Origin of the sequence: Marinomonas piezotolerans, assembly GCF_003362755.1 — a bacterium.
GTDB lineage: Bacteria > Pseudomonadota > Gammaproteobacteria > Pseudomonadales > Marinomonadaceae > Marinomonas > Marinomonas piezotolerans.
The window spans coordinates 635,361-656,637 of the sequence record NZ_QKRA01000002.1 but is presented as its reverse complement, the minus strand read 5'-3'; the positions used below and the strand labels follow the sequence as shown (position 1 = coordinate 656,637).

17 protein-coding genes are annotated in these 21,277 nt (G+C 46.9%); 9 read left to right on the top strand and 8 right to left on the bottom strand.

All coding sequences use genetic code 11. The features are described 5' to 3' along the window. Window positions 1-16: 16 nt before the first annotated feature. The 4 genes from DN730_RS07085 to DN730_RS07070 all read left to right on the top strand — a co-directional run bounded on the left by DN730_RS07085 (window position 17) and on the right by DN730_RS07070 (window position 4,033). Window positions 17-1,075, top strand: a complete 1,059-nt coding sequence (locus DN730_RS07085; RefSeq protein WP_115467399.1) for a response regulator — start codon at window positions 17-19, stop codon at window positions 1,073-1,075. Between the two features lie 131 nt (window positions 1,076-1,206). Continuing rightward, window positions 1,207-1,764 carry an alkyl hydroperoxide reductase subunit C gene (ahpC, locus tag DN730_RS07080; RefSeq protein ID WP_115467398.1) on the top strand — a complete coding sequence of 186 codons (558 nt, stop codon included), beginning with the start codon at window positions 1,207-1,209 and terminating at the stop codon, window positions 1,762-1,764. A 199-nt stretch (window positions 1,765-1,963) separates the two neighbouring features. After that, window positions 1,964-3,511 carry an alkyl hydroperoxide reductase subunit F gene (ahpF, locus tag DN730_RS07075; RefSeq protein WP_115467397.1) on the top strand — a complete coding sequence of 516 codons (1,548 nt, stop codon included), beginning with the start codon at window positions 1,964-1,966 and terminating at the stop codon, window positions 3,509-3,511. A 141-nt stretch (window positions 3,512-3,652) separates the two neighbouring features. After that, the gene (locus DN730_RS07070) at window positions 3,653-4,033 is read left to right on the top strand and encodes an MAPEG family protein (protein ID WP_115467396.1); all 381 of its coding nucleotides are present in this window, start codon (window positions 3,653-3,655) and stop codon (window positions 4,031-4,033) included. Window positions 4,034-4,108: 75 nt separating this feature from the next. Here the strand turns inward: DN730_RS07070 and DN730_RS07065 are convergent, their stop codons facing one another. From DN730_RS07065 to DN730_RS07055, 3 genes are all read right to left on the bottom strand, one after another. Beyond that, a complete protein-coding gene (locus DN730_RS07065; protein ID WP_115467395.1) occupies window positions 4,109-4,402 on the bottom strand; it encodes a hypothetical protein in 294 nt (97 codons plus the stop codon). Window positions 4,403-4,529: 127 nt separating this feature from the next. Next, on the bottom strand, window positions 4,530-5,750 hold the full coding sequence (locus DN730_RS07060; RefSeq protein ID WP_115467394.1) for an MFS transporter: 1,221 nt from the start codon (window positions 5,748-5,750) through the stop codon (window positions 4,530-4,532). Window positions 5,751-5,866: 116 nt separating this feature from the next. Then, the gene (locus DN730_RS07055; protein WP_115467393.1) at window positions 5,867-6,373 is read right to left on the bottom strand and encodes a glycine cleavage system transcriptional repressor; all 507 of its coding nucleotides are present in this window, start codon (window positions 6,371-6,373) and stop codon (window positions 5,867-5,869) included. Window positions 6,374-6,587: 214 nt separating this feature from the next. On the opposite strand from DN730_RS07055, the gene DN730_RS07050 reads away from it, so the two are divergent. The 3 genes from DN730_RS07050 to DN730_RS07040 all read left to right on the top strand — a co-directional run bounded on the left by DN730_RS07050 (window position 6,588) and on the right by DN730_RS07040 (window position 13,431). Further along, window positions 6,588-8,417 (top strand): two-component system response regulator, encoded by a 1,830-nt coding sequence (locus tag DN730_RS07050; protein WP_115467392.1) that lies wholly within the window; start codon window positions 6,588-6,590, stop codon window positions 8,415-8,417. After that, on the top strand, window positions 8,399-11,431 hold the full coding sequence (locus DN730_RS07045; protein ID WP_158541186.1) for an ATP-binding protein: 3,033 nt from the start codon (window positions 8,399-8,401) through the stop codon (window positions 11,429-11,431). The genes DN730_RS07050 and DN730_RS07045 overlap by 19 nt, the downstream gene beginning before the upstream one ends. An 86-nt stretch (window positions 11,432-11,517) precedes the next feature. After that, entirely contained in the window at window positions 11,518-13,431 is a 1,914-nt protein-coding gene (locus DN730_RS07040; protein ID WP_115467390.1) for a putative bifunctional diguanylate cyclase/phosphodiesterase, read from the top strand. A 97-nt stretch (window positions 13,432-13,528) separates the two neighbouring features. On the opposite strand, the gene DN730_RS07035 is transcribed toward DN730_RS07040, so the two are convergent. The 3 genes from DN730_RS07035 to DN730_RS07025 form a co-directional block, all read right to left on the bottom strand. Continuing rightward, on the bottom strand, window positions 13,529-14,842 hold the full coding sequence (locus tag DN730_RS07035; protein ID WP_211313840.1) for a sulfatase-like hydrolase/transferase: 1,314 nt from the start codon (window positions 14,840-14,842) through the stop codon (window positions 13,529-13,531). 2 nt (window positions 14,843-14,844) lie between these two features. Continuing rightward, window positions 14,845-16,785 (bottom strand): TRAP transporter permease, encoded by a 1,941-nt coding sequence (locus DN730_RS07030; protein WP_115467388.1) that lies wholly within the window; start codon window positions 16,783-16,785, stop codon window positions 14,845-14,847. A gap of 160 nt (window positions 16,786-16,945) precedes the next feature. After that, window positions 16,946-17,146 carry a hypothetical protein gene (locus DN730_RS07025; RefSeq protein ID WP_115467387.1) on the bottom strand — a complete coding sequence of 67 codons (201 nt, stop codon included), beginning with the start codon at window positions 17,144-17,146 and terminating at the stop codon, window positions 16,946-16,948. A 198-nt stretch (window positions 17,147-17,344) separates the two neighbouring features. Here DN730_RS07025 and DN730_RS07020 point away from each other — a divergent pair, with 198 nt between their 5' ends. Continuing rightward, on the top strand, window positions 17,345-18,271 hold the full coding sequence (locus tag DN730_RS07020) for a LysR family transcriptional regulator (RefSeq protein ID WP_115467386.1): 927 nt from the start codon (window positions 17,345-17,347) through the stop codon (window positions 18,269-18,271). A 110-nt stretch (window positions 18,272-18,381) separates the two neighbouring features. Further along, entirely contained in the window at window positions 18,382-18,915 is a 534-nt protein-coding gene (locus tag DN730_RS07015) for a DUF3750 domain-containing protein (RefSeq protein ID WP_115467385.1), read from the top strand. Between the two features lie 34 nt (window positions 18,916-18,949). On the opposite strand, the gene DN730_RS07010 is transcribed toward DN730_RS07015, so the two are convergent. Both DN730_RS07010 and prlC read right to left on the bottom strand, forming a co-directional pair. Beyond that, the gene (locus DN730_RS07010; RefSeq protein WP_115467384.1) at window positions 18,950-19,210 is read right to left on the bottom strand and encodes a YheV family putative zinc ribbon protein; all 261 of its coding nucleotides are present in this window, start codon (window positions 19,208-19,210) and stop codon (window positions 18,950-18,952) included. A gap of 9 nt (window positions 19,211-19,219) precedes the next feature. Beyond that, window positions 19,220-21,250 carry an oligopeptidase A gene (prlC, locus tag DN730_RS07005; protein WP_115467383.1) on the bottom strand — a complete coding sequence of 677 codons (2,031 nt, stop codon included), beginning with the start codon at window positions 21,248-21,250 and terminating at the stop codon, window positions 19,220-19,222. Window positions 21,251-21,277: the final 27 nt, after the last annotated feature.

The window sequence follows — 21,277 nt, the reverse complement described above, 5'->3', positions numbered from 1 at the left end:
AGACAGGTTTTAAAAGATGAATAAGATTTCTAAGGCGCATTCGGTTGCAGCTAACCTACAAAAGGCCACCGTGCTTGTCGTGGATGACACCCCAGAAAATATCGATATATTAGCCGCTTCGTTGCAAGACAACTATGTTATTAAAGTCGCCTTACGAGGTGAGCAAGCGCTTGCTATTGCGCGTAGCACCCCAAAACCAGACATTATTCTGCTCGATGTGATGATGCCAAACATGGACGGTTATGAGGTATGCAGACGCCTCAAGAGTGATCCGCTTACGGCCAGCATCCCAATTATCTTTGTGACCGCAAAACACAGCATACCGGATGAAGAGAAAGGGTTTGAGCTTGGAGCCGTTGACTATATCTCCAAACCGATTAGTCCGCCTTCGGTCAAGGCACGCGTCAGAACCCATTTAGCGCTCTATGACCAAAATCGCCAACTGGCACTCAAAGTACAAGAGCGCACCAAAGCTTTGCAAGAAAGCAAGCTGCGTATCATTCACCACCTCGGACGTGCTGTGGAATATAAGGATAATGAAACAGGCGCTCATGTTATTCGCATGAGTCACATTACCCGACTTATCGCTGAACAATGTGTGGATGACTATGATTGGATCGAACGAATTTTCCAAGCTTCCCCCATGCATGATGTAGGTAAGATCGGCGTGTCAGATTCCATTCTTTTAAAGCCCGGACGGTTGAACGAGGCAGAATGGGAACTGATGAAGAAACACACCATTTATGGCGCAGAAATTCTCTCCCAAGACAGTGACCCCATGTTAAAAATGGCACGCTCTATTGCGTTAAGTCACCACGAAAAGTGGGATGGCACTGGTTACCCGTATGGACTTAAAGGCGAACATATCCCCTTAGAAGGTCGTATCGTAGCGTTAGCAGATGTCATTGATGCATTACTGTCCAAACGCCCTTATAAAGAGCCATGGAGCGCGGAACAGACGCTTGAGTACCTAACGGAACAATCAGGTAAACACTTTGACCCCCAGCTTGTTGCGCTTACACTGCCCATCTTTGGACAAATTCAAGATATACGTGCCCAATACCCAGACGAGTAAACGTCCTGCCACCCTATAGCTTTAACTAATTAACATTTTAGTTATTAACAATTTCACTAATATCATCGGTCTCCTTAGTATAACCAGTGTCGGTAACGCAATGAGCGAACACACTTACTTAGGAGATAAACATGATCAACACTCAAATCAAACCATTCAACGCAACAGCATTTAAAGAAGGCGAATTCGTAGAGATTTCTGAAAAGGACGTGCTAGGCAAATGGGCCGTATTCTTCTTCTACCCAGCTGACTTCACTTTCGTTTGCCCAACTGAGCTTGAAGATCTAGCGAGCAAGTACGAAGAACTACAATCTATGGGTGTTGAAGTATTCTCTGTATCTACAGATACTCACTTCTGTCACAAAGCTTGGCACGACACGTCTGAAGCAATCGGCAAAATCAACTACTACATGGTAGGTGACCAAACTGCGACGATCACGAACAACTTCGGTGTTCTACGTGAAGGTCAAGGTCTTGCTGACCGTGCTACTTTCTTGATCGATCCAGAAGGTACTATCCAAGCAATGGAAATCACTGCAGAAGGTATCGGCCGTGACGCTGAAGACCTAATGCGTAAAGTGAAAGCTGCTCAATACGTAGCTGCACACCCAGGTGAAGTTTGCCCAGCTAAATGGAAAGAAGGTGAAGCGACTCTTGCTCCATCTCTAGACCTTGTAGGCAAAATCTAAGACGCCTCTTCCAGTGTTGGGCGCCTAGCGCCCAACATCGGGCTTTGCCTTCCAGTGCAAGGCGAAACAAAGCCCACAACATATTTTCGAGCCAAGGAACCTCACGCCTCCCTCTCCTTCAGAAGACAGGTGCTGACCTCTCTCGCCCGAAATTTATTGGCACTGTAATCACTCTCAACTAAAAAACGGGTTAATTATTATGTTAGACGCAAATATGAAACAACAGTTGGGCACATACCTTCAAAACATCGTTAATCCGATTGAGATTACTGTGTCCACCAACGACAGCGACAAATCAAAAGAGCTACAAGAACTTGCGACTGAAATCCAAGAACTGAACAGCTCTAAAATCACCCTAACCATCGACGATAATCCACAAGGCCGCGCGCCGCAGATGTCGGTTGGTCCACAAGGTGAACAAGCTCGCGTTTACTTTGCCGGTGTACCAATGGGTCACGAGTTCACATCCCTTGTGCTAGCCCTTCTCCAAGCAGGTGGTCACCCATCTAAAGCCGCACAAGAAACGCTTGAGCAAATTAAGAATCTAGACACTGAGCTGAACTTTGAAGTGTACATCTCATTGTCATGCCACAACTGTCCAGACGTGGTTCAAGCCATCAACCTAATGGCCGTACTAAACCCGAAAGTGACGGCAACCATGATCGATGGCGGCGTGTTCCCTGATGAGGTTGAGCAGCGCAACGTCATGGCCGTACCGTCGCTATACGTTAACGGCGAACACTTCGGCCAAGGTCGTATGACATTGGACGAAATCCTTAACAAAGTAGACACCGGTGCCAGCGAAAAACAAGCGGCAGCATTGTCCGAAAAAGACCCATACGATGTTTTAATCGTGGGGGGTGGCCCAGCGGGTGCCGCTGCAGCGATCTATGCCGCACGTAAAGGCATTCGTACCGGCATCGTCGCTGAGCGCTTTGGTGGCCAAGTCGCCGACACTATGGCCATTGAAAACTTCATCTCGGTACAAGCCACCGATGGCCCGAAAATGGTCGCCAACCTTGAGCAACACGTCTTAGATTACGACGTGGACGTGATGAAAACCCAACGCGCGGCTCGCATCGAGAAAAAAGAGATGGTTGAAGTAACGCTTGAAAACGGTGCCGTGCTGAAAAGTAAGACCATTGTATTGGCAACGGGTGCACGTTGGAGAGAAATGAACGTACCAGGCGAGCAAGAGTACAAAGGCAAGGGTGTAGCGTACTGCCCACACTGTGATGGTCCATTGTTCAAAGGCAAGAAAACCGCGGTTATCGGCGGCGGTAACTCAGGTATCGAAGCCGCTATCGACTTAGCGGGGCTAGTGGAACATGTCACCGTACTTGAATTCAGCGATACCTTACGTGCCGACGATGTCTTGGTGAAAAAAGCCAACTCGCTACCGAATGTGACCATCATCAAAAATGCGATGACCACTGAAGTATTAGGCGACGGCGAGCGTGTCAAAGGTCTGATCTACACGGATCGTACTACCGATGAATCACACACATTGGAGCTGGCGGGGATCTTCGTACAAATTGGTCTGGTTCCGAACAGTGAGTTTTTACAAGACAGTATTGAATTGACGGAGCGTGGTGAAGTCGCCATCGACACTCACGGTCGCACTTCAATGGACGGTGTGTTTGCTGCCGGTGATGTGACTAACGTACCTTACAAACAAATCATCATCTCCATGGGCGCAGGCGCCACCGCAGCCCTAGGTGCTTTCGACTATTTAATCCGTAATTAACGGACTATGAAATACCACACAGAAAGCCGGACTCAGGAGCCTGAGTCCGGCTTTCTAATTAAGTCTTATTATGAGTAGGCTTTTCGCCAACGCGCAACGAGTGTACTCTTTAACCCTGCCCCTCCAATCAAGGATGAACGTATGATCACTCCTATTTATGCGGCCTTACTGGCACTGCTTTATGTCTTTCTTAGCGCGCGAATCATCAAATTGCGTGTTAAATACCAAGTTGGGATCGGCGATGGCGATCATCCCTTGTTGCAGCGTGCTATTCGAGTACAGGCCAACTTTGGCGAATACGTGCCGTTTGCTCTGTTGCTACTCTGGATGTACGAAAGTATGAATGGCGCACCGATGTTGGTACTCATTCTCGGTGCGTTGCTGTGTGTTGGGCGGTTGCTGCACGCCTACGGCGTCAGTCAAAAGAACGAAACGCTGACATTCCGCCAAGCAGGCATGGTCATCACTTTCAGCGTCATGCTAATCAGTGCTTTTAGTATTGTCTTGAAATACATCATTTAAGTCTCAAATAGCCGCTTCGCAATCTACTACTCAGAGTGATTCACTATCAAGGCAACCAGCGTTAACGAGTAACCGCTACTCGTTAACAAACGCTAACGGTAATAATCCAAAAATCAAATAACTTGCCCAAAGCACCACGCCAACGCCACCGAACCATAGTGCCTTACGCATACGCGGTGACATTTTTGGAGGCGTGGTGTTAAGTTCACTTGCATGCTCTTCACGGTATTGTCCTAATGCTCCGCCCGCGGTGGTTGTCTCATACTCGGCAACGCTTTGATAACCACAACGTTTAAATCGCTCAATGGTTTCCTCATCAGATTCCGCTCGAATAAGATGTTCGCGAGTTAAAACAGTGTACTTTGGCATGAAATATTCTCTTACTAAAAAGGACTCAAAATTTGAACAGTGATGCTACCACTACCGTGCCATTCACACGAGTCTGAAGTATGTAAATTCTGATCGGCACTACGACTCTATCACCTGGTACTTACACTTAGGGTGCGCGATAAGACGTGCGAAAATAATAAGCGCCCAGTGCAAACGCCATCAGCCCCGATAGTCCACCAACTCCGATCGACCAACGTGCACCAAAGGTATCGGCTATCCAACCAACTAGTGGAGCCCCCAATGCTGTACTTCCTAAAGCTGTAGCAACCACAATGGCCATGATCCGGCCACGATAAGCTCGCTCCGTTGCGGTTTGCATAAAGGTATGGGAAGACGTCGTAAACAATTGCAAACTCAATCCAAGAACAACAAGCAGTAATGAGAATGTGATCAAACTCGGACTCACAGCGACCAATGAACTGGCGACCGCGTAAACACCTGGTAGGCATACCATAAAGCCAAAGCTGGGTTTGGGTCGACTCGCGGTGACCATTGCGCCCGTAATGGACCCGACGGCCATCATCGAGACCAGTAGGCCATATTGACTGGCGTGGCCACCGAATTCAGTCACGGTCATGGCGGACAAATACACTGAAAAATTCATCCCAAAGCCGCATATTAGCGACAGCATCACAAGCACCACAATCATCTCTTTGTGAGCGGCTAGATAACGAAATCCGTCCAAAAAGCCCATTTTAGAATGCGAGCTATGCTTGCTTTGCATGCCTTTAAGGGCCCGTCGACCTAACATCACCAGAGCGGTGAGCAAGGGGATAAATGACACCACGTTGATAATAAATACCCAGCCCGCTCCCACGACAGCGATCAATAACCCTGCGATTGCGGGGCCGATTAAGCGTGCTGAGTTAAACGAAACGGAATTCAATGCAACGGCGTTCGTCAACTCCTTTTCAACGACAACATCGGAGACAAATGCATGGCGCGCTGGCGCATCAAACGCCGCCACAATTCCGAGCAATAATGCACATACGTAAACATGCCACAGCTCAATAATTTGCGTGATAGCAAGTACACCTAAAATCAGCGCTAACAGAGCCATGCACACTTGTGTTGTGATCAGCAACTTACGTCGATTTAAACGATCCGCTGTCCACCCCGTTACCGGAAGCAAAATGATTTGCGGTACGAACTGCAATAGCACGACTGTCCCAACCGCTGCCGCATTGTTTTCAGATAATTGAGAAATGACGATCCAATCTTGGGCAGTACGCTGTAGCCACGTACCGATATTGGAAATGAATGCCCCCATAACCCAGAGGCGAAAATCAAGATTTGCGAGTGCGCGGAAAGTAGAAGGTAAATGCATTAGATTGTCGAATAGAACCCCAGATCATGCCACAAATTGTACCATTGAAACAGGTTCTAGAAATGCTGCAATAGGCATCACAATGTTTCCTAATATGACGCCTATTGAAAGAGAGATTATTTCTGGATCTCGACCACTAAATCACTACTGATTTCTTCAACGGCGGCTTCCAATGTTTCAATCGATACATCGTCGGGAAGGCTGATTTCCAGCTCCGCTTTAAACAGCATCTCTGAACTCATCGGCGCCGGCTCACAATAGCTGTTTAAGTCTCTTACATTGGCTCCCAAGCCACTCAATGTCTTGGACACTTCTCGAATAATGCCAGTACGATCGTTACCCATGACCGACAACATCGCAGATTCACCCAGCTTGGCCACATGTGACGCTTTCTCTGCAGACACTTTTAAGCCAACCGAAGACAAGGCCTCAAGTGCCTGAATTAGCGATTGCTCCTGCTCCCTTGGAACTTCCACTGTAACGATACCAGCAAATTTGTCCGCCAAATGAGCCATTCGGCTCTCGCTCCAACTGCCCTCATGTGCTACTACAACGTCTGACAAAGCTTCGACTAACCCTGGTCGATCGTCACCAATTACCGTTAACACTAAATGCTGTGTCATAAGATCACCTTATATTTCTGATTCTTATCCAAAGTATCACCCTGATCGGATCTAGGACGTATGTCAATCGTGGGCGTTACACTCTTTGACTGTATCTTCTTTTTAATGACAAGTTGACGTTTTTTTATAATAAATATGAAGGAATTTATACACTAGACTTTGCGTACAAAATGAACGACTCTTAAATAATGCAGGCACCCAGTAAAGGACCGACATGAAGGCATTCACTATTCTCATCGTAGACGATGTTCCGGATAACATAGATGTACTTCGCAAAGTTATCGCGCCATTGGATTGCAATGTATCCGTTGCAACATCCGGTGAGCGAGCCTTAACCATACTTGAGCAGCTTGTCCCAGACCTCATTTTACTTGATGTTATGATGCCTGGGATCAGCGGCTTCGAGCTATGTCGCCTAATTCGAAAAGATGCTCGTTTTAAAGAGATTCCGATCATTTTTGTCACGGGCAGGACGGATGATATCAGCCAAGGATTTGCAGTCGGCGGTAATGATTACATCACTAAACCCATCAGTGCGGATGAAGTTATCGCACGGGTGCAGCACCACCAAGAGCGACATCAACTGTTACAACAGCTACGCACGGTAAACGGTGAACTCGAAGAGCGCGTCAGGCAACGTACTTCGGAATTGGTCACTGCCAATAAGCAACTAAGAGAAGAAATTAACGAACGACGTTACATGCAAGATCGTCTGCGTTACCTTGCCGATCACGACTTCGTAAGCCGCACCTACAATCGTACCGCATTAGAGTCTCACATTGCCGACATCATTAGCCAAGATGCCGAGACTTTTGCACCCGTCTTTTATCTATCAATTGATTTATCACGCTTCCGCGTCGTAAATGAAAGTTGCGGGTTGATCGCTGGAGATGAACTATTGAGTGAGGCTGCAGAACGTATTTCCACCATTGCGGGTCATCAAGCGTTCGTATCACGCCTCAGTGGTGATAGCTTTGCTGTCGTTTACCCGACGTCTGAACGCGAGGCAGCCATTTCCCTAGCTAACCTTATCCATTCTGAATTCGAAAATTTCACTTTCAATTGGGATGAGCGTGAATTTGATATCGGTACCACCATTGCGGTGGTACAAATCGATGACTCCATCACATCCTTTGATCAAGTATTGATGCTGGCTGATGATATTATGTACAGCGCCAAGCGTGACGGTGGGCGATGTGTGCGCTATGCCAATGATTTAGAAGCAGATGATGCGCGGCAAAACAATCGTCAAAATTGGGCATTACGACTGATCGATGGCATCAAATATGACCACTTTCGCGTTTTCTTCCAACAAATCAGCCCACTTAGTACAACCGCTTGCGGTATTCGACTCGAAGCCCTCGTGCGATTGTATGCACCTGATCAAGACAAACTTCTGTTTCCTGACAGCTTTTTATATGCGGCTGAGCGCTACCAATTGATTGCCGATATTGACCGTTGGATGATTCGAAAAGTCGCCGAATTTATGAGTCACAACCCAAACATAACGAACAAAATTGATAACGTTGCTCTGAACCTTTCCCCATCGACATTACGCGATAAATATTTGGTTAATTACATCTGCGATACCCTTGCACAGTATCAAATAGATCCTCGTAAGATTTGTTTCGAGGTCACAGAAACAGAGCAAATCATTCATGTCTCTGAGACCTCATCCGTACTCCAACAAATTAAAGAGCTGGGTTGCAGCATTGCAATTGATGATTTTGGAAGTGGCTATTCCACGTTCAGCTATTTACGTGAGTTCCCATTTGATTACATCAAAATTGACGGCATGTTTGCGCGCGAAGTCGAGCACTCTGAATCCAGCTTGGCGATGGTGCAGTCCATACTAGATGTTGCTAAAAAACTCAAAAAGCCATGCGTCGCGGAGTTTGTCGAAAATGAAGCGTTAGCGACTCGCTTCACCAACATGGGAATAGAATGGGGACAAGGGTACTTTTTCCATAAGCCTGAAGAACTCACCGTAGAAAACATGCAAAAATGTTTAGTGGGAGTCCAAGAATGCATGGAACCACATTAGCGATTGTTTGCAGTTTTTTGCTCTGGGTTGCTCCAATCGCACTGGCAGAAGAATTGGAGACTCGCTTTGAATTAACTCAGGACGAACAAAATTGGATCAACCAACACCCTACCATCACATTTTCGGGTGATCCAAACTGGCTCCCTTTTGAAGCCTTTACAGAAAGCGGGGAATATATAGGGATTGTAGCTTCCTTCCTGCAGCACTTCACGGAGGACACGGGGATAACGATTTCCTTCCACCCCACCCGCACTTGGGCGGAAACGCTTGAGCTTGCCTCTTCACAGCAAGTTGATGTCATCTCAGATGTTCTTGGCAGCGCCGTGCTGTTTGGTACCCATACTTTTTCCGATTCCTACTTAACAAATAACTTAGTACTCATTTCCAATGCTGTCGGCACGCCAATCAATGACATCCCAGCTTTAGGTGATGTCGAAATCGGACTTATCAAAGCCTATGGCTACACATGGGAGCTATATGAGCGCTACCCGAACACGAAATTTGTTGAAGTCGAAAACATTCAGGAGGGTTTGGCAGCTCTCGAATCACATCGCTTTGACTACCTCGTTACCACGTACGCTCTGGGCCAATTTCAATTAGCCGCGCTCGATAAAACTGGATTGCATTTACGAGGTGAATTACCCGTCGAAACCCATCTCGCGTTCGCCGTACGTAATGACTGGCCAGAGCTAACCGCGCTATACAATCGTTGGATCAACTCTCTATCACCAGAACAGCGCTATCAAATTGCTGAAAACTGGTATCTCGACAACACAGACTTTTTCTCCAAAGAAAAGACAAACTGGACCTACGTCGCGTGGCTAGCTTTCATCATCGCAATCCTACTCGCTCTCATTGCATACGGTCTGACAAATCGAGCCGCTTTACGTCAGCACAAGCGACGTTTTGAAACTGCGCTAGCAGCCATCCATGCCGTCGAATGGAAAATGCCCAAACACTCTGCTCATTTGGAACTAGCGCGAGGATTTGTCAACATTGTACCGGGCCAACCCAAACACCCGACAAACCTCAATGAATTATTACAAATCATCGACCCGCGTGATCAAGGTGCAGTGCACGACGCATTTCGGGAGGCTCATAATAACCCTGACACTCAATTAAGTGTCGCATTTCGTCTCAACAGTCTAAATACCTGTTGGCTGAGATTAAAAGGCAGCACGATTGGCAGCACGAGACGTCCTTATCTAGCGGGCACGATTGAGAATGTGACGCATAGCAAGCAAATAGAAATCGAGAAAAACCGCACCGACAAATTGATTACGTTACTTTATGATTCTGTGCCTGACCTTATGTGGCTGGAATTATTTGAGCCAAAGGAACTTATCGCGAATAAGGCTTACTTACGCTTCTTTTCAGATAAAACACCGCTCGACACGCTACCGCCAGACCAGAAAAAAGTATGGCAGGAACAACTGCAAACGTTACTAAAGCACAAACACACCAGCCACTTCTCCGGATGGCTCACGCCAACCGACGCGACAAAAGCCTACTTTAGTGTTCTACGAATACCGTTTCTTGATGAACACAATCACGTCATCGGTATTTTTTCAGTCGCACGAGATATCACTGATAATTTCTTGCTACAACAAGAACTGCAGTCTGCCAAACATATCGCCGACCAAGCGAACGCCAGTAAAACCGTTTTTTTAGCCAATATGAGCCACGAGATTCGAACCCCTCTCAATGCTATTTTAGGGTACGCGCAAATTCTGACTCAAAATGAACGCCTAGATCCAGAAGCCGCTCGCCAAGTCCAGCGGGTGCATTCAGCGGGTCGCCGATTACTCAGCTTAATCAATGACATTTTAGATTTATCGAAAATTGAGGCAGGGAAGCTGCAATTTAATCCAGAAAACATCGCCTTACGCCATGAACTTGATGAACTGTTAGCGCTTCACCGTCAGCGAGCCGAAGCAAAAGGCTTATTGTTTAAAGAAGATATCAGGCTTAGTGCTCAAGATTATGCGTCAATCGATAGAACCAAATTTGGGCAGATTGTATTAAATGCTGTGGATAATGCGATTAAATTCACTAATACTGGCTCCGTCACAGTAAAAGCGGAATATGTGCAGCAACACCTTTGTATGACGGTGTCGGATACCGGACCTGGTATCAATCAAGATGAATTAGAACATCTATTCCAACCCTTTAGCCAAGGACAAAGTGGTACACAGCATGGGGGCACTGGACTCGGGTTAGTCTTAGCGCGTCGTTTAGCGGATGCGATGAACGGCAGCTTTTCATTAAGCAGTGTCGTCGGAGAAGGAACACAGGTACACATTAAATTGCCAATTGAATTACATTCTGAACAACAAGGACCAGTTTCCCTACAGGCTCAAACTTGGCGATTGAAACATACCGTCACAGCGCTGATCATCGAAGATGACGAACTCAGCCGAAGCCTGATGCAACACATGCTTGAGCAAATGGGATTTCAGACAATTATTGCAGAGGATGGTGAGCAAGCACTCACTTATATAGACCGCCCCATTGACATAGTATTCAGCGATATCCGCATGCCAAATATGGATGGGCTCACGCTCATCAATCATATTCGCTCCCAGAAGCATTTAACTAAAACGCCTGTTATCGCTGTGACGGCTTCAAGCTTTGAGCACGAAAAACATTTTTATTTGAAAAATGGCTTTACGGACTTTGTCCCAAAGCCCGTCGAGCTTGAACAGCTATACCGTGCCATTAAAAAAATTCTGCCAATGCAGCAAGTGACCACAGCCAAACCAGACTCTGAGACACCACAAATCGATCCCCCAGATACAACAACCTCAGCGCCTTCTCACATCGTTGATGAAGGTGAGATACATGCATTGGTCAATCGATTTCAACATGCCTGCCAACTTGGTAATGCCGATGACGCCTTATTTTTCTTAGAAAAACTTCAGCATACATCCTTACCCGCCGATAAGCTGACCATGTTAAAAGCTAGCATCGAGCAATACGACTTCGACGCAGCCCTGACGATTAACCTATACTGAGATATTGATCACTAAGCGTTAGCCGCCCTAGATATATCCATTTGGTATCGAGAGACAATATTCATTAAGGACGAAACAATATTCATATGTCATCACTAAATGTATCGCAAAGCGAACGGAACGATGCAATAGACATCCTTTATGCAAACATCAGCGCAGGGCTTGTCAGCACTTTTATTGCAGCATCGGTTCTTGTTTACGTGTTTGACCATCAAGGAGTCGTACGTACATTACAGTATGCTTGGCTCGCGGTATTTATCTCAATACTAGTGCTACGCCTTGTCGATATAGTGTATTTCTATCGCCGCGTTCGACATTCATCCAACCACTTTGATTACGGCAGAGCCTTTACTCGATTTTCTATTGGCATACTCTTAACAGCGACTCTATGGGCCGTTTATGCGATTGCCCTACTGCCCTATACAACCGTCACTGAACTCGCCGCTATCAGCATTGTTATCTCCGCATTTGCCGGCGGCTCCGCGAATATTCTCTCAGGATCTAGAAGGGTATCGCTGACCTACTCGCTCATTTTAACGCTGCCCTATTCCATTGCTTTGCTGCTATCTGACTCGGTGTTTCACAATCAGATTGGTCTGTTAGCCGTCACATTTTCAATCATTATGGCCATCAGTGTGAACAAAGCGGCGAAGTTCACGTCCCATGCAATTCACCTCAAGCATCAAAATGATCACCTGCTTAAGCACATGGAACAAGAAGTCTCCAAACGCACTAAAGAAATCTATGCTCTGTCTAATATCGACCCCCTAACAGGACTCTATAATCGCAAAGCCTTTGTCGAAAAGCTCGATTATCGGCTTCAAACGCAACCAAGCAACGAGCTAGCGATTCTATTTATCGACCTAGACAGCTTTAAAACAATTAATGATTCCCTCGGGCATGAGGTGGGCGATATCGTTATCACAGACGCCGCGAACCGAATTTCAAGATCAAGTCACAGCCAAGATCTAATTTGTCGTTGGGGGGGAGACGAATTCTTAATCGCCATCGATTTGAATGACAACTCGCTTATCCGTGCACAGCATCTCATTGATCAGATATCAGAGCCTTATCACATCGACGGCTCTAAGCTACAAATCGGTGCAACCATCGGTGTTGCGTATTACCCTGCACATGGCAATGATCATGAACGCTTGATTCAACGGGCCGATATGGCTATGTATGATCAAAAGCGCAATGAAAAGGGTAAAGTCGGCCTATTTAACGAGTCACTGCGAGAGCAATTACTACGAGAAATACACTTACGCGATCATCTCGAGAACGCCATCCATCGTCACGAGCTTTTTTTAATGTATCAACCCATTATAGAGACCAATAGCGATAAAATTGTGGCAGTCGAGGCACTGTTGCGTTGGCAACTTGATACTGAACTCATCCCACCAGATGAGTTCGTTAGCATTGCAGAGCAGTACGGCTTAATCAAACCAATCGGGCTGTGGGTACTTGGCGAAGCATGTATGGCTGGCAAACGTCTACAAGCTCTCAGCCCTGAACTTGCGGTATGCGTCAATGTATCTATTCAACAGTTATTAGATGACCACTTCCCTAACGACGTATCAGTGATCCTTAAACAAACCGGTTTAGAGGCGAACAGATTAATGCTTGAAATCACTGAATCTCTGTTTGCACATGATAAACGCCGTCTCATCGACAATATTAATCGGCTCAAGGCTAGCGGTGTCCAGGTTTCCATCGATGACTTTGGTACTGGGTATTCCTCGCTGTCTTCGATGCAAGAGTTTGATGTGGATTGTGTCAAAATTGATCGTTCATTCATTTGGTCAATGGATAAAGGCGGGCTGGCTATCGTCGAGGCCGTTACTCAGATTGCGCGCTCATTCGACTATTACGTAGTTGCCGAGGGCGTTGAGACGGAAGCACAACGTCGTATCCTAAGTGAACTCAACATTAAGTATATACAAGGATTCCTATTTTCAAAGCCGCTGTCTGAAGAAGAGTTAACACTGCGACTCTCGTAGCCTTCTCAAAGCAAAAAAGCCAGCTATTAACGTGGTCAATAGCTGGCAATCAAGTTGGCTTGCAGGCCAACTCTCGCAGTTACCTTTACGCTGCAATTTAGCGCTGGGGCATGTCTGCTAAGGTATAACAAAGGCTCACGTTTGCATCGTCAGGTATCTGGGGCATGGTGTCATTCCAAGCCAACCACTGCTGCCTCATATCAGCCAACCTTTCAGGATACTTTTTCGCCAAATTGGCACGCTCACGTGCATCATTCGTAATATTGAACAGGTACTCGTGTTCATCAACTTTTAAGTACTTCCAATCATCCACACGCAGTGCTCTTTGATCGCGATGATTCATGCGCCAATATAACGGCCTTTCAAAGCGCTCCTCCTCTCCCTTCAACACGGACATGAGAGAGACACCATCTACTGGGTACTCTGGATCAAAAGGCCCATTACCCGCTTCTAACAAAGTCCGCGACCAATCCATTGTCATACAGTGCTGCAAACTCACCGAGCCGGGCTCAACAACTCCAGGCCAGCGAACGACCCAAGGCACACGAATACCGCCTTCCGTTAGATCCATTTTGCCCCCCACTAATGGCCAATTATCAGAGAAGCGCTCTCCGCCATTATCACTGGTGAACACAATCAATGTATCGTCTGCAATACCATGCTGTTCTAGAGCTTCCATGATACGTCCAATGCCTTCGTCCATATGGTGTATCATTTTACGATAGGTATGAATATTCCCACCCTCTAAGTGGAACAACGACTCAATGCTGTCTGCCAAGTGTTCATCGTCACGAGTTTCCCAAGGCCAATGAGGCGCAGTGTAATGAATACTCAAGAAAAACGGTTGGCCTGAATTCTCTCCCGCTCGACGATGAATGAAGTCTAACGAATGCTCGGAAATAAGGTCCGTGAGATACCCAATTTCTCTATGTTCTTCTTCATTAATCCATAAGTCATGATCGCCATAGCCACTGTTATGGGAGAAGTAATCGACTCCTCCTGCCATAATCCCAAAGAACTCATCATAACCAGACGAACGTGGGCCAAAGTGTGGTGGGTAACCTAAATGCCACTTGCCCATTAATCCTGTGTAATACCCTGCCTTTTTCAATTGTGATGGCAGAGTTGGAATGTGTGGAGGCAACCCTAGCGTATCACTGCCACGACTTTTACTATTGATTGGCTCTTCCATCGCACCGCGAAAGCGATATTGATAGGCCATTGTCATCAAAGCGAAACGGGTCGGTGAGCACACTGGAGAGTTAGCATACCCGTCTAAAAACATCATCCCTTGCTCTGCCAACTTATCAATATTTGGAGAAACTTGGCCAAACTGCGCCTCACGTCCACCGTAACATCCGAGATCCGCATACCCGAGATCATCTGCAACAATGTAAATAATGTTAGGCATAGTTATGCTCCTTTTGTTCTAAGAATTGTTTTAAGGTCATAGCGCACGTGCCAGATCCACACCACGATTGCCAATGCCATGCCGATTTGGTCCCAAAACACGCTAGGAGCGAATAACATCACTGCCGCAGCAAGTCGTAGGCAAATTTCGTAAACGCGCAATTTGTGAGTGTGATAGCCAGTCAAAGCCGTCGCCGTTAATACGATCCCCACTGCCAGCTTAACCAGTAGCCATAGCCACGCTAACAGTTCAAACGACACACCTGAGTCTTCTACAGTTAATAAAAGCGGGTTGAAAGCAAAGGTGAATGGAATAATGAAAATCATGATGCCCACTTTCGAGGCTTGTACGGAGGTACCGATAGGGCCACCTTTGGCAATGGTAGCCGCGGCAAAGGCTGCGATGGCAACAGGGGGAGTGATGGCGGACCCCACCGCAATAAAGAAGACAAACATATGCGCTGTAATGGGCGCTAAACCAAGCAACTCCATTGCTGGAATAGCAATCGTTGCGACCGTGACATAAGCAGGCAAAGTCGGCATTCCCATACCCAGCACTACACAACAAACCGCCGCAATGACCAACGACAACAACAACGAATCAGAGACAATGCTCGACAACAGTACGCTGAATTTGACCGGTACTCCCGTTGCCGATAGAGCAGAGATCACAATACTCACTGCGGCAATCGCCATCAAAAGACCCGCAAATGTACGCCCCCCCACACACAGGCTCTTAACCAATTTCACTGGTGCTTTGCGAATCTCAGGATTGATTAAACTCATCGGAAACAAACAGACCAACGCAGCGATGGATGCACCTGACGGTGATAATCCATACAACAACAGGGCGACAATAATGGCTAACGGAACAAAAATAAGTAACAGATTGAGATAGTCTTGTTGGCTTGGCTTATCCACACCTTCGAACTCGTCGTCTGCTTTAATATTTAGACGGCGTGACTCAAATACGATCATAGCGAACAAGCTGCCGTAATAAGCGATAGAAGGGACCAGTACGGCAATGATAATCGTCATGTAGTTTACACCAACGAAATCCGCCATCACCAACGCAGCAGCGCCCATGATCGGAGGCATGATTTGCCCACCCGTTGAAGCAGATGCTTCGACGGCGCCAGCAAAGTTAGCAGAAAAGCCTCGACGCTTGATCATCGGGATCGTAATCACACCCGTGCCGACAACATTACCCACGGCACTCCCCGAAACGGTACCAAATAGCGCAGAGGATAGAACCGCCGCATGAGCGGGGCCACCTGCAGTCTTGCGCATCCAGTGGAACGCTATGCGGATCATCGAATCCCCAGCGCCTACTCCTTCTAGCAATGCACCCAATATGATGAATGGGAATACGGTGGTGATTACAATGGCAAATGTGCTGCCTAAAATGCCCGTATCCAAACTGTAGAGTAAATTCTGCGCTAACGTCTCGTTAACATCATGGTTCACGGTCTGTAATGGGCCAGGCCAGTATTGTCCAGTTGCCATATACAAGATGCCAAAGACACCTAATAACGCGACAGGGATTCCCCAGATACGCCAGCAGAAAAACAATGCACCAACGGATGCTAAGACTGCGATCCACATTTCATGAGAGCTAAAAAAGATCATGCCGTCATCCAATGCACTGCTGATTTGATAGAACGACCAGCAACACCACAGCATAATAAACATTAGAATCGTACTGATCACTGCGACGACAATGTTCGCTTTACCTAATAGGTAGTTTTCGACCATACATAATGCAATGGTGATCACACATAATGCGAAGAACGAAGCTCGGAATGACACCATCGGAAACGGCCCCAAACGAAAATCGCCAATCGCTGGCATTACATTCGCCAAGCCATAAAAACATATGAGTAGACTTAATACCGCAACCAACGCCGACACGACGCGGAGCGACATACTTGAAATAGAAGACATAAATCTCCCCTCTTAACGAAGGCTGTACCCTCGTTCAAGTGTTGCTGATTTAATAAATTGAGAATGCTAACAAGGCACGAGTTCTACAGGAATGACCGAGCAGAAAACGCTGACCACGGCTGAGTCCAAACTGCCTTTAGCAAGTTTTACAGCAATTTGATTAAGGTTTATTAAGTAACGGTTGGATGTCGACACCTTGCGCAGACCAATAAGGTGTCAATGCTTTAGGTGCCATCCCTTGAGAGCTGTTCAACGATGTGGATTCCATTCCAATCTGCTCGGCATGATTCGTAGGAACGACAAGTGCGCCTACACTCAACGCATAGCCACTTTTTCGCTGCCATTGTTTTGACTTTAACATGTGATCTCCCGCTAACTTTTATTGTTTTTCTAGCATTGAAATACGTTACGCCACTTTAAACTATACGTAAAATACCAAATTAGACAGTCAATCAATCAATAATGGATAATAAAAACCACCAAATTCAGGTACATTAACAGAAACCATTTATCTCCATCTTTTGATAAGCGAACGCGACACCGCTATAGGCCGTTTATTATGGAATCGAAACATCTCGTATATTTGTCTGTTATTCTTGAAAAAGGCTCCATCAGTGCTGCAGCAGAGCATCTCAATATTGCTCAACCAACATTAACGCGAGCCATGGCGACGCTGGAAATGCAGGCAGGCACCCAGCTGTTCACACGCAGTCGCTTTGGTGTTTCGAGCACCCCTGTAGGGCATTCATTGGCTAGAGAAGGGCGAGCGATTGCGCAACTGCTTCACTCCGCAGAAGAGCAAGTCTCTCGCTACCGATTAGGAATCAAACAGAGCCTGAGTATTGCATCGGGTTCACTTCTATCGGTAGAAGTGATGCCTCGAATCATTGAACGAGTGCTCCAAAGGCATCCAGAAGTCGCACTGACTGCCACCTGTATTACCCCATCAAGCGCGATAGAATGTTTAATTGATGACAAACTAGATTTTATCATTGCGCCACAAGCCCCCAATAAAAGCACCGCCAGCATCCACAAAGAGTGGATCATGGACGATCAAGTCACTATTTATTGTGGTGAGAGCCATCCTCTGGCCAATGTCGCCAACGTTACGATTGAAGATCTCAAAGACCAAGATTGGATCAGCCTCAGTATTGCAACGTATTTTGAAAAACAAATTACCGACATACTCGAAAAGCGCGGCATAAGAACGGGCAACACAAAAGTCGTTTTTCGCAATGATGCGGTCATGTTGATGAAAATGCTCGCGTCTGGCAAATACCTCGCAGCGTTACCGCGCTTTCCCGTCGAGACCTTAACCCATACGTTTAAAGTCAAGGAAGTGCAGCTAATGCCAACACTTTCGATTGACCGAAGCACCTTCATCTTATGCAACGATTCCCTCACAGAACAGCCTATTTATCAATCACTTAGTGAAATAACACATGAAGTATTCGCAGAGTGCCAGCGGGAAATAAGCGAGCGATAATCGACGGAGACAACAATCCAAAACGTCTCCGTAATGCGTATAAAGGGTTATGAAAACACCATTATCGTAGGCCTTTATGGTATTCGATACAGCGTAGAGGGAATTCTTCAATGTACAAAGGTCTCATTTTAGCCGTGGCAGCGGCATTGCTCAGCGCGTGTTCCTCTAACTCAGATTGGCGTACGGCGAGTCGCGAACCTGCTGGCATCGCACCGAGTCCGACCACAGAAAAGCGGGCCGTGATAGAAGTCTACGGTGCCGATGCATTCAGCTGGCGTGGTTGGTTTGCGGTACACACTTGGATTGCGACCAAAGAAGCCAATGCTGACGAATACACCGTACACGAAGTCGTCGGTTGGCGAGTAGAACGCGGCCAGCCTGCGCTTTATTCATATAGGACAACGACACCGGATCGTTATTGGTACGGTTCTAAGCCTGAGAAGATTCAATCCATTGTCGGTGAAGAAGCACAACAATTGATCCCGAAAATCGAATCAGCCATTCAACGCTACCCTTGGGCAAATGAATACACGCTCTTCCCGGGGCCGAACAGCAACACCTTTCCTGCTTGGGTGGGATTACAAGTGCCTGAATTAGAGCTTGATATGCCCTTTCGGGCGATTGGAAGTGGCTACGCTGATTAGCCTAGCCACTTTAAAAGAACTTGTGATACCAATGTTAATGCTTGGTATCACCTGGATTAGGGATGAAATTAATCACCGCAGATTCCACATCGGGCGCTGAAGTGTGCGGCTGGTTAACGCGGGTTGGAATCTCTTGAGGTTGAGCTTGTATTACCGTCGACTGCTCATCTTGGTAACCGCATGCTACACACTCACGAAACTGCTTTTCAGCCTCATCATCGCGCCACGCACGAATCTTATCCATTTCACTACAACGAGGGCATACTGCCCCCGCGATAAAGCGCTTGGTCGTCATATTTACCTCTTAAGCCGCAATGCCACTGTGTCGTAGCAAGGCATCAACTCTGGGTTCGCGGCCACGGAACGCTTCAAACAGCTCCGCCGCCGACCGAGAACCACCATTTGCCAGTATGGTATCACGGAAATGCGCCCCCGTTTCGGTATTGAAGATCCCGTCTTCTTCAAACTTAGAGAATGCATCGGCCGATAAAACCTCAGCCCACTTGTAACTGTAATAGCCCGCAGCGTAGCCTCCTGCAAAAATGTGCGAGAAGCTATTCTGGAAGCGATTAAATGCAGGAGGCGTCATGACTGCAACCGTTGAACGCACGTCATCCAGCACAGCTTGTACACTGATGCCGGCTTTATATTCTCGGTGTAACCGGAAATCAAACAAAGAAAACTCTAACTGACGCACCATTTGCATGCCTGACTGGAAATTTTTCGCCGCCAGCATTTTATCTAGCAGATCCTGTGGCAATGGCTCACCTGATTCAAAATGTCCCGCAATGTGCGCCAAGGCTTCTGGTTCCCAGCACCAGTTTTCCATAAATTGACTAGGCAGCTCGACGGCATCCCACGCAACCCCATTGATTCCTGATACGGACGAGACATCCACTTGGGTTAGCATATGATGCAAACCATGCCCGAATTCATGGAACAAGGTCGTCACCTCATCATGCGTTAACAAGGCAGGTTGATCTCCGATTGGTGGCGTAAAGTTACACACTAAATACGCGACAGGGAGTTGCAACTGCGACTCATCGATACGACGACGCACTCGACATTCGTCCATCCATGCACCGCCTCGTTTCCCTTCACGGGCAAACGGATCTAAGAAAAAGCGCGCGACATCAACGCCGTCTTTGGAGATAGTGAACAGTTTCACATCTTGATGGTACGTATCAAAATCAGACTCTTCACGAATATCGACACCAAATAAGGTTTGTGCCACGTAAAACAGGCCTGATGTTACTTTATTAATCGGAAAATAAGGGCGCAGCACCTCTTGCGAAATGGCATATTTCTTCTCGCGTAGTTTTTCAGCGTAGTAACCCACATCCCATGCATTCAATGTATCGACGCCATGCTCTTGTTTAGCGAACGCTTTCAACCCCGCCAGATCTTGCTCAGCAGAAGGCTTTGACTTCACCGCGAGATCATCCAAAAAGTCGACAACTTGCTGTCCATTTTCCGCCATTTTGGTAGCAACAGACAATTCAGCATAATTATCAAAGCCTAAGATTTGCGCCATTTCATGACGTAACGCTAGGATTTCATCGATCAAAGGCGCGTTATCAAACTTACCGTCGTCGCTTTGCTCAGACGCACGCGTCGCATAGGCCGTGTACATTTCTTCGCGTAGCGCTTGGTTATCGGCATAGCTCAGCACTGGCAAGTAAGACGGGATATCGAGAGTAAATAACCAACCGTCTTTACCTTTCGCCTCGGCCATTTGTTTGGCTTGCGCTAAAGCCGACTCAGGCAACCCAGCAAGCTCAGCTTCATCCGTGATCAATTTGCTCCACGCCCGCGTTGCATCCAGTACGTTTTCCCCAAACTGGCTGCCCAGTTCCGACAAACGTGCACTGATCTCACCGTAACGTTTTTTAGCAGCGCCCTCTAACCCAACACCGGACAACTCAAAATCACGAATGGTTTGCGTCAACGCTTCTGTTTGAGCGGCTGTTAAGTGCTTTGCCTCATCACTATTAGCCAATGCTTTATACGCTTCATACAGTGCTTTATTTTGACCAAGTTCGGTGTAGTACTCGCTTAATTTTGGCAAGCTTGCATTGTAGGCTTCACGGATTTCGGGTGTATTCTGCACAGAATTCAAATGACTAATCGGTGACCAGAAGTGGCTGAGTCGATCATGAATGTTGTCTAAAGGCAGTACCAACGATGCCCAAGTTGGTGCTGTATTCTTGCTTACCACGGCATCAATATCAGCGCGATTCTTCTCTAGCAAAGTGTCTAGATCCGCTACAATATTCGCAGGATCGACTTTCGAAAATTCAGGGAGAGTCGTCGCATCCCATACGGATTGTGTCATATCGTGATATCCTTTTTGGTCATGCAA

Bases quoted from the DNA above. Each gene is read 5' to 3' on its own strand.
- DN730_RS07085 (WP_115467399.1), top strand. From the start codon at position 17: ATGAATAAGATTTCTAAGGCGCATTCGGTTGCAGCTAACCTACAAAAG.
- DN730_RS07060 (WP_115467394.1), bottom strand. From the start codon at position 5,750: ATGCATTTACCTTCTACTTTCCGCGCACTCGCAAATCTTGATTTTCGC.
- DN730_RS07035 (WP_211313840.1), bottom strand. From the start codon at position 14,842: ATGCCTAACATTATTTACATTGTTGCAGATGATCTCGGGTATGCGGAT.
- DN730_RS07045 (WP_158541186.1), top strand. From the start codon at position 8,399: ATGCATGGAACCACATTAGCGATTGTTTGCAGTTTTTTGCTCTGGGTT.
- DN730_RS07015 (WP_115467385.1), top strand. From the start codon at position 18,382: ATGTACAAAGGTCTCATTTTAGCCGTGGCAGCGGCATTGCTCAGCGCG.
- DN730_RS07020 (WP_115467386.1), top strand. From the start codon at position 17,345: ATGGAATCGAAACATCTCGTATATTTGTCTGTTATTCTTGAAAAAGGC.
- prlC (WP_115467383.1), bottom strand. From the start codon at position 21,250: ATGACACAATCCGTATGGGATGCGACGACTCTCCCTGAATTTTCGAAA.
- DN730_RS07065 (WP_115467395.1), bottom strand. From the start codon at position 4,402: ATGCCAAAGTACACTGTTTTAACTCGCGAACATCTTATTCGAGCGGAA.
- DN730_RS07050 (WP_115467392.1), top strand. From the start codon at position 6,588: ATGAAGGCATTCACTATTCTCATCGTAGACGATGTTCCGGATAACATA.
- ahpF (WP_115467397.1), top strand. From the start codon at position 1,964: ATGTTAGACGCAAATATGAAACAACAGTTGGGCACATACCTTCAAAAC.
- DN730_RS07025 (WP_115467387.1), bottom strand. From the start codon at position 17,146: ATGTTAAAGTCAAAACAATGGCAGCGAAAAAGTGGCTATGCGTTGAGT.
- ahpC (WP_115467398.1), top strand. From the start codon at position 1,207: ATGATCAACACTCAAATCAAACCATTCAACGCAACAGCATTTAAAGAA.
- DN730_RS07030 (WP_115467388.1), bottom strand. From the start codon at position 16,785: ATGTCTTCTATTTCAAGTATGTCGCTCCGCGTCGTGTCGGCGTTGGTT.
- DN730_RS07040 (WP_115467390.1), top strand. From the start codon at position 11,518: ATGTCATCACTAAATGTATCGCAAAGCGAACGGAACGATGCAATAGAC.
- DN730_RS07070 (WP_115467396.1), top strand. From the start codon at position 3,653: ATGATCACTCCTATTTATGCGGCCTTACTGGCACTGCTTTATGTCTTT.
- DN730_RS07010 (WP_115467384.1), bottom strand. From the start codon at position 19,210: ATGACGACCAAGCGCTTTATCGCGGGGGCAGTATGCCCTCGTTGTAGT.
- DN730_RS07055 (WP_115467393.1), bottom strand. From the start codon at position 6,373: ATGACACAGCATTTAGTGTTAACGGTAATTGGTGACGATCGACCAGGG.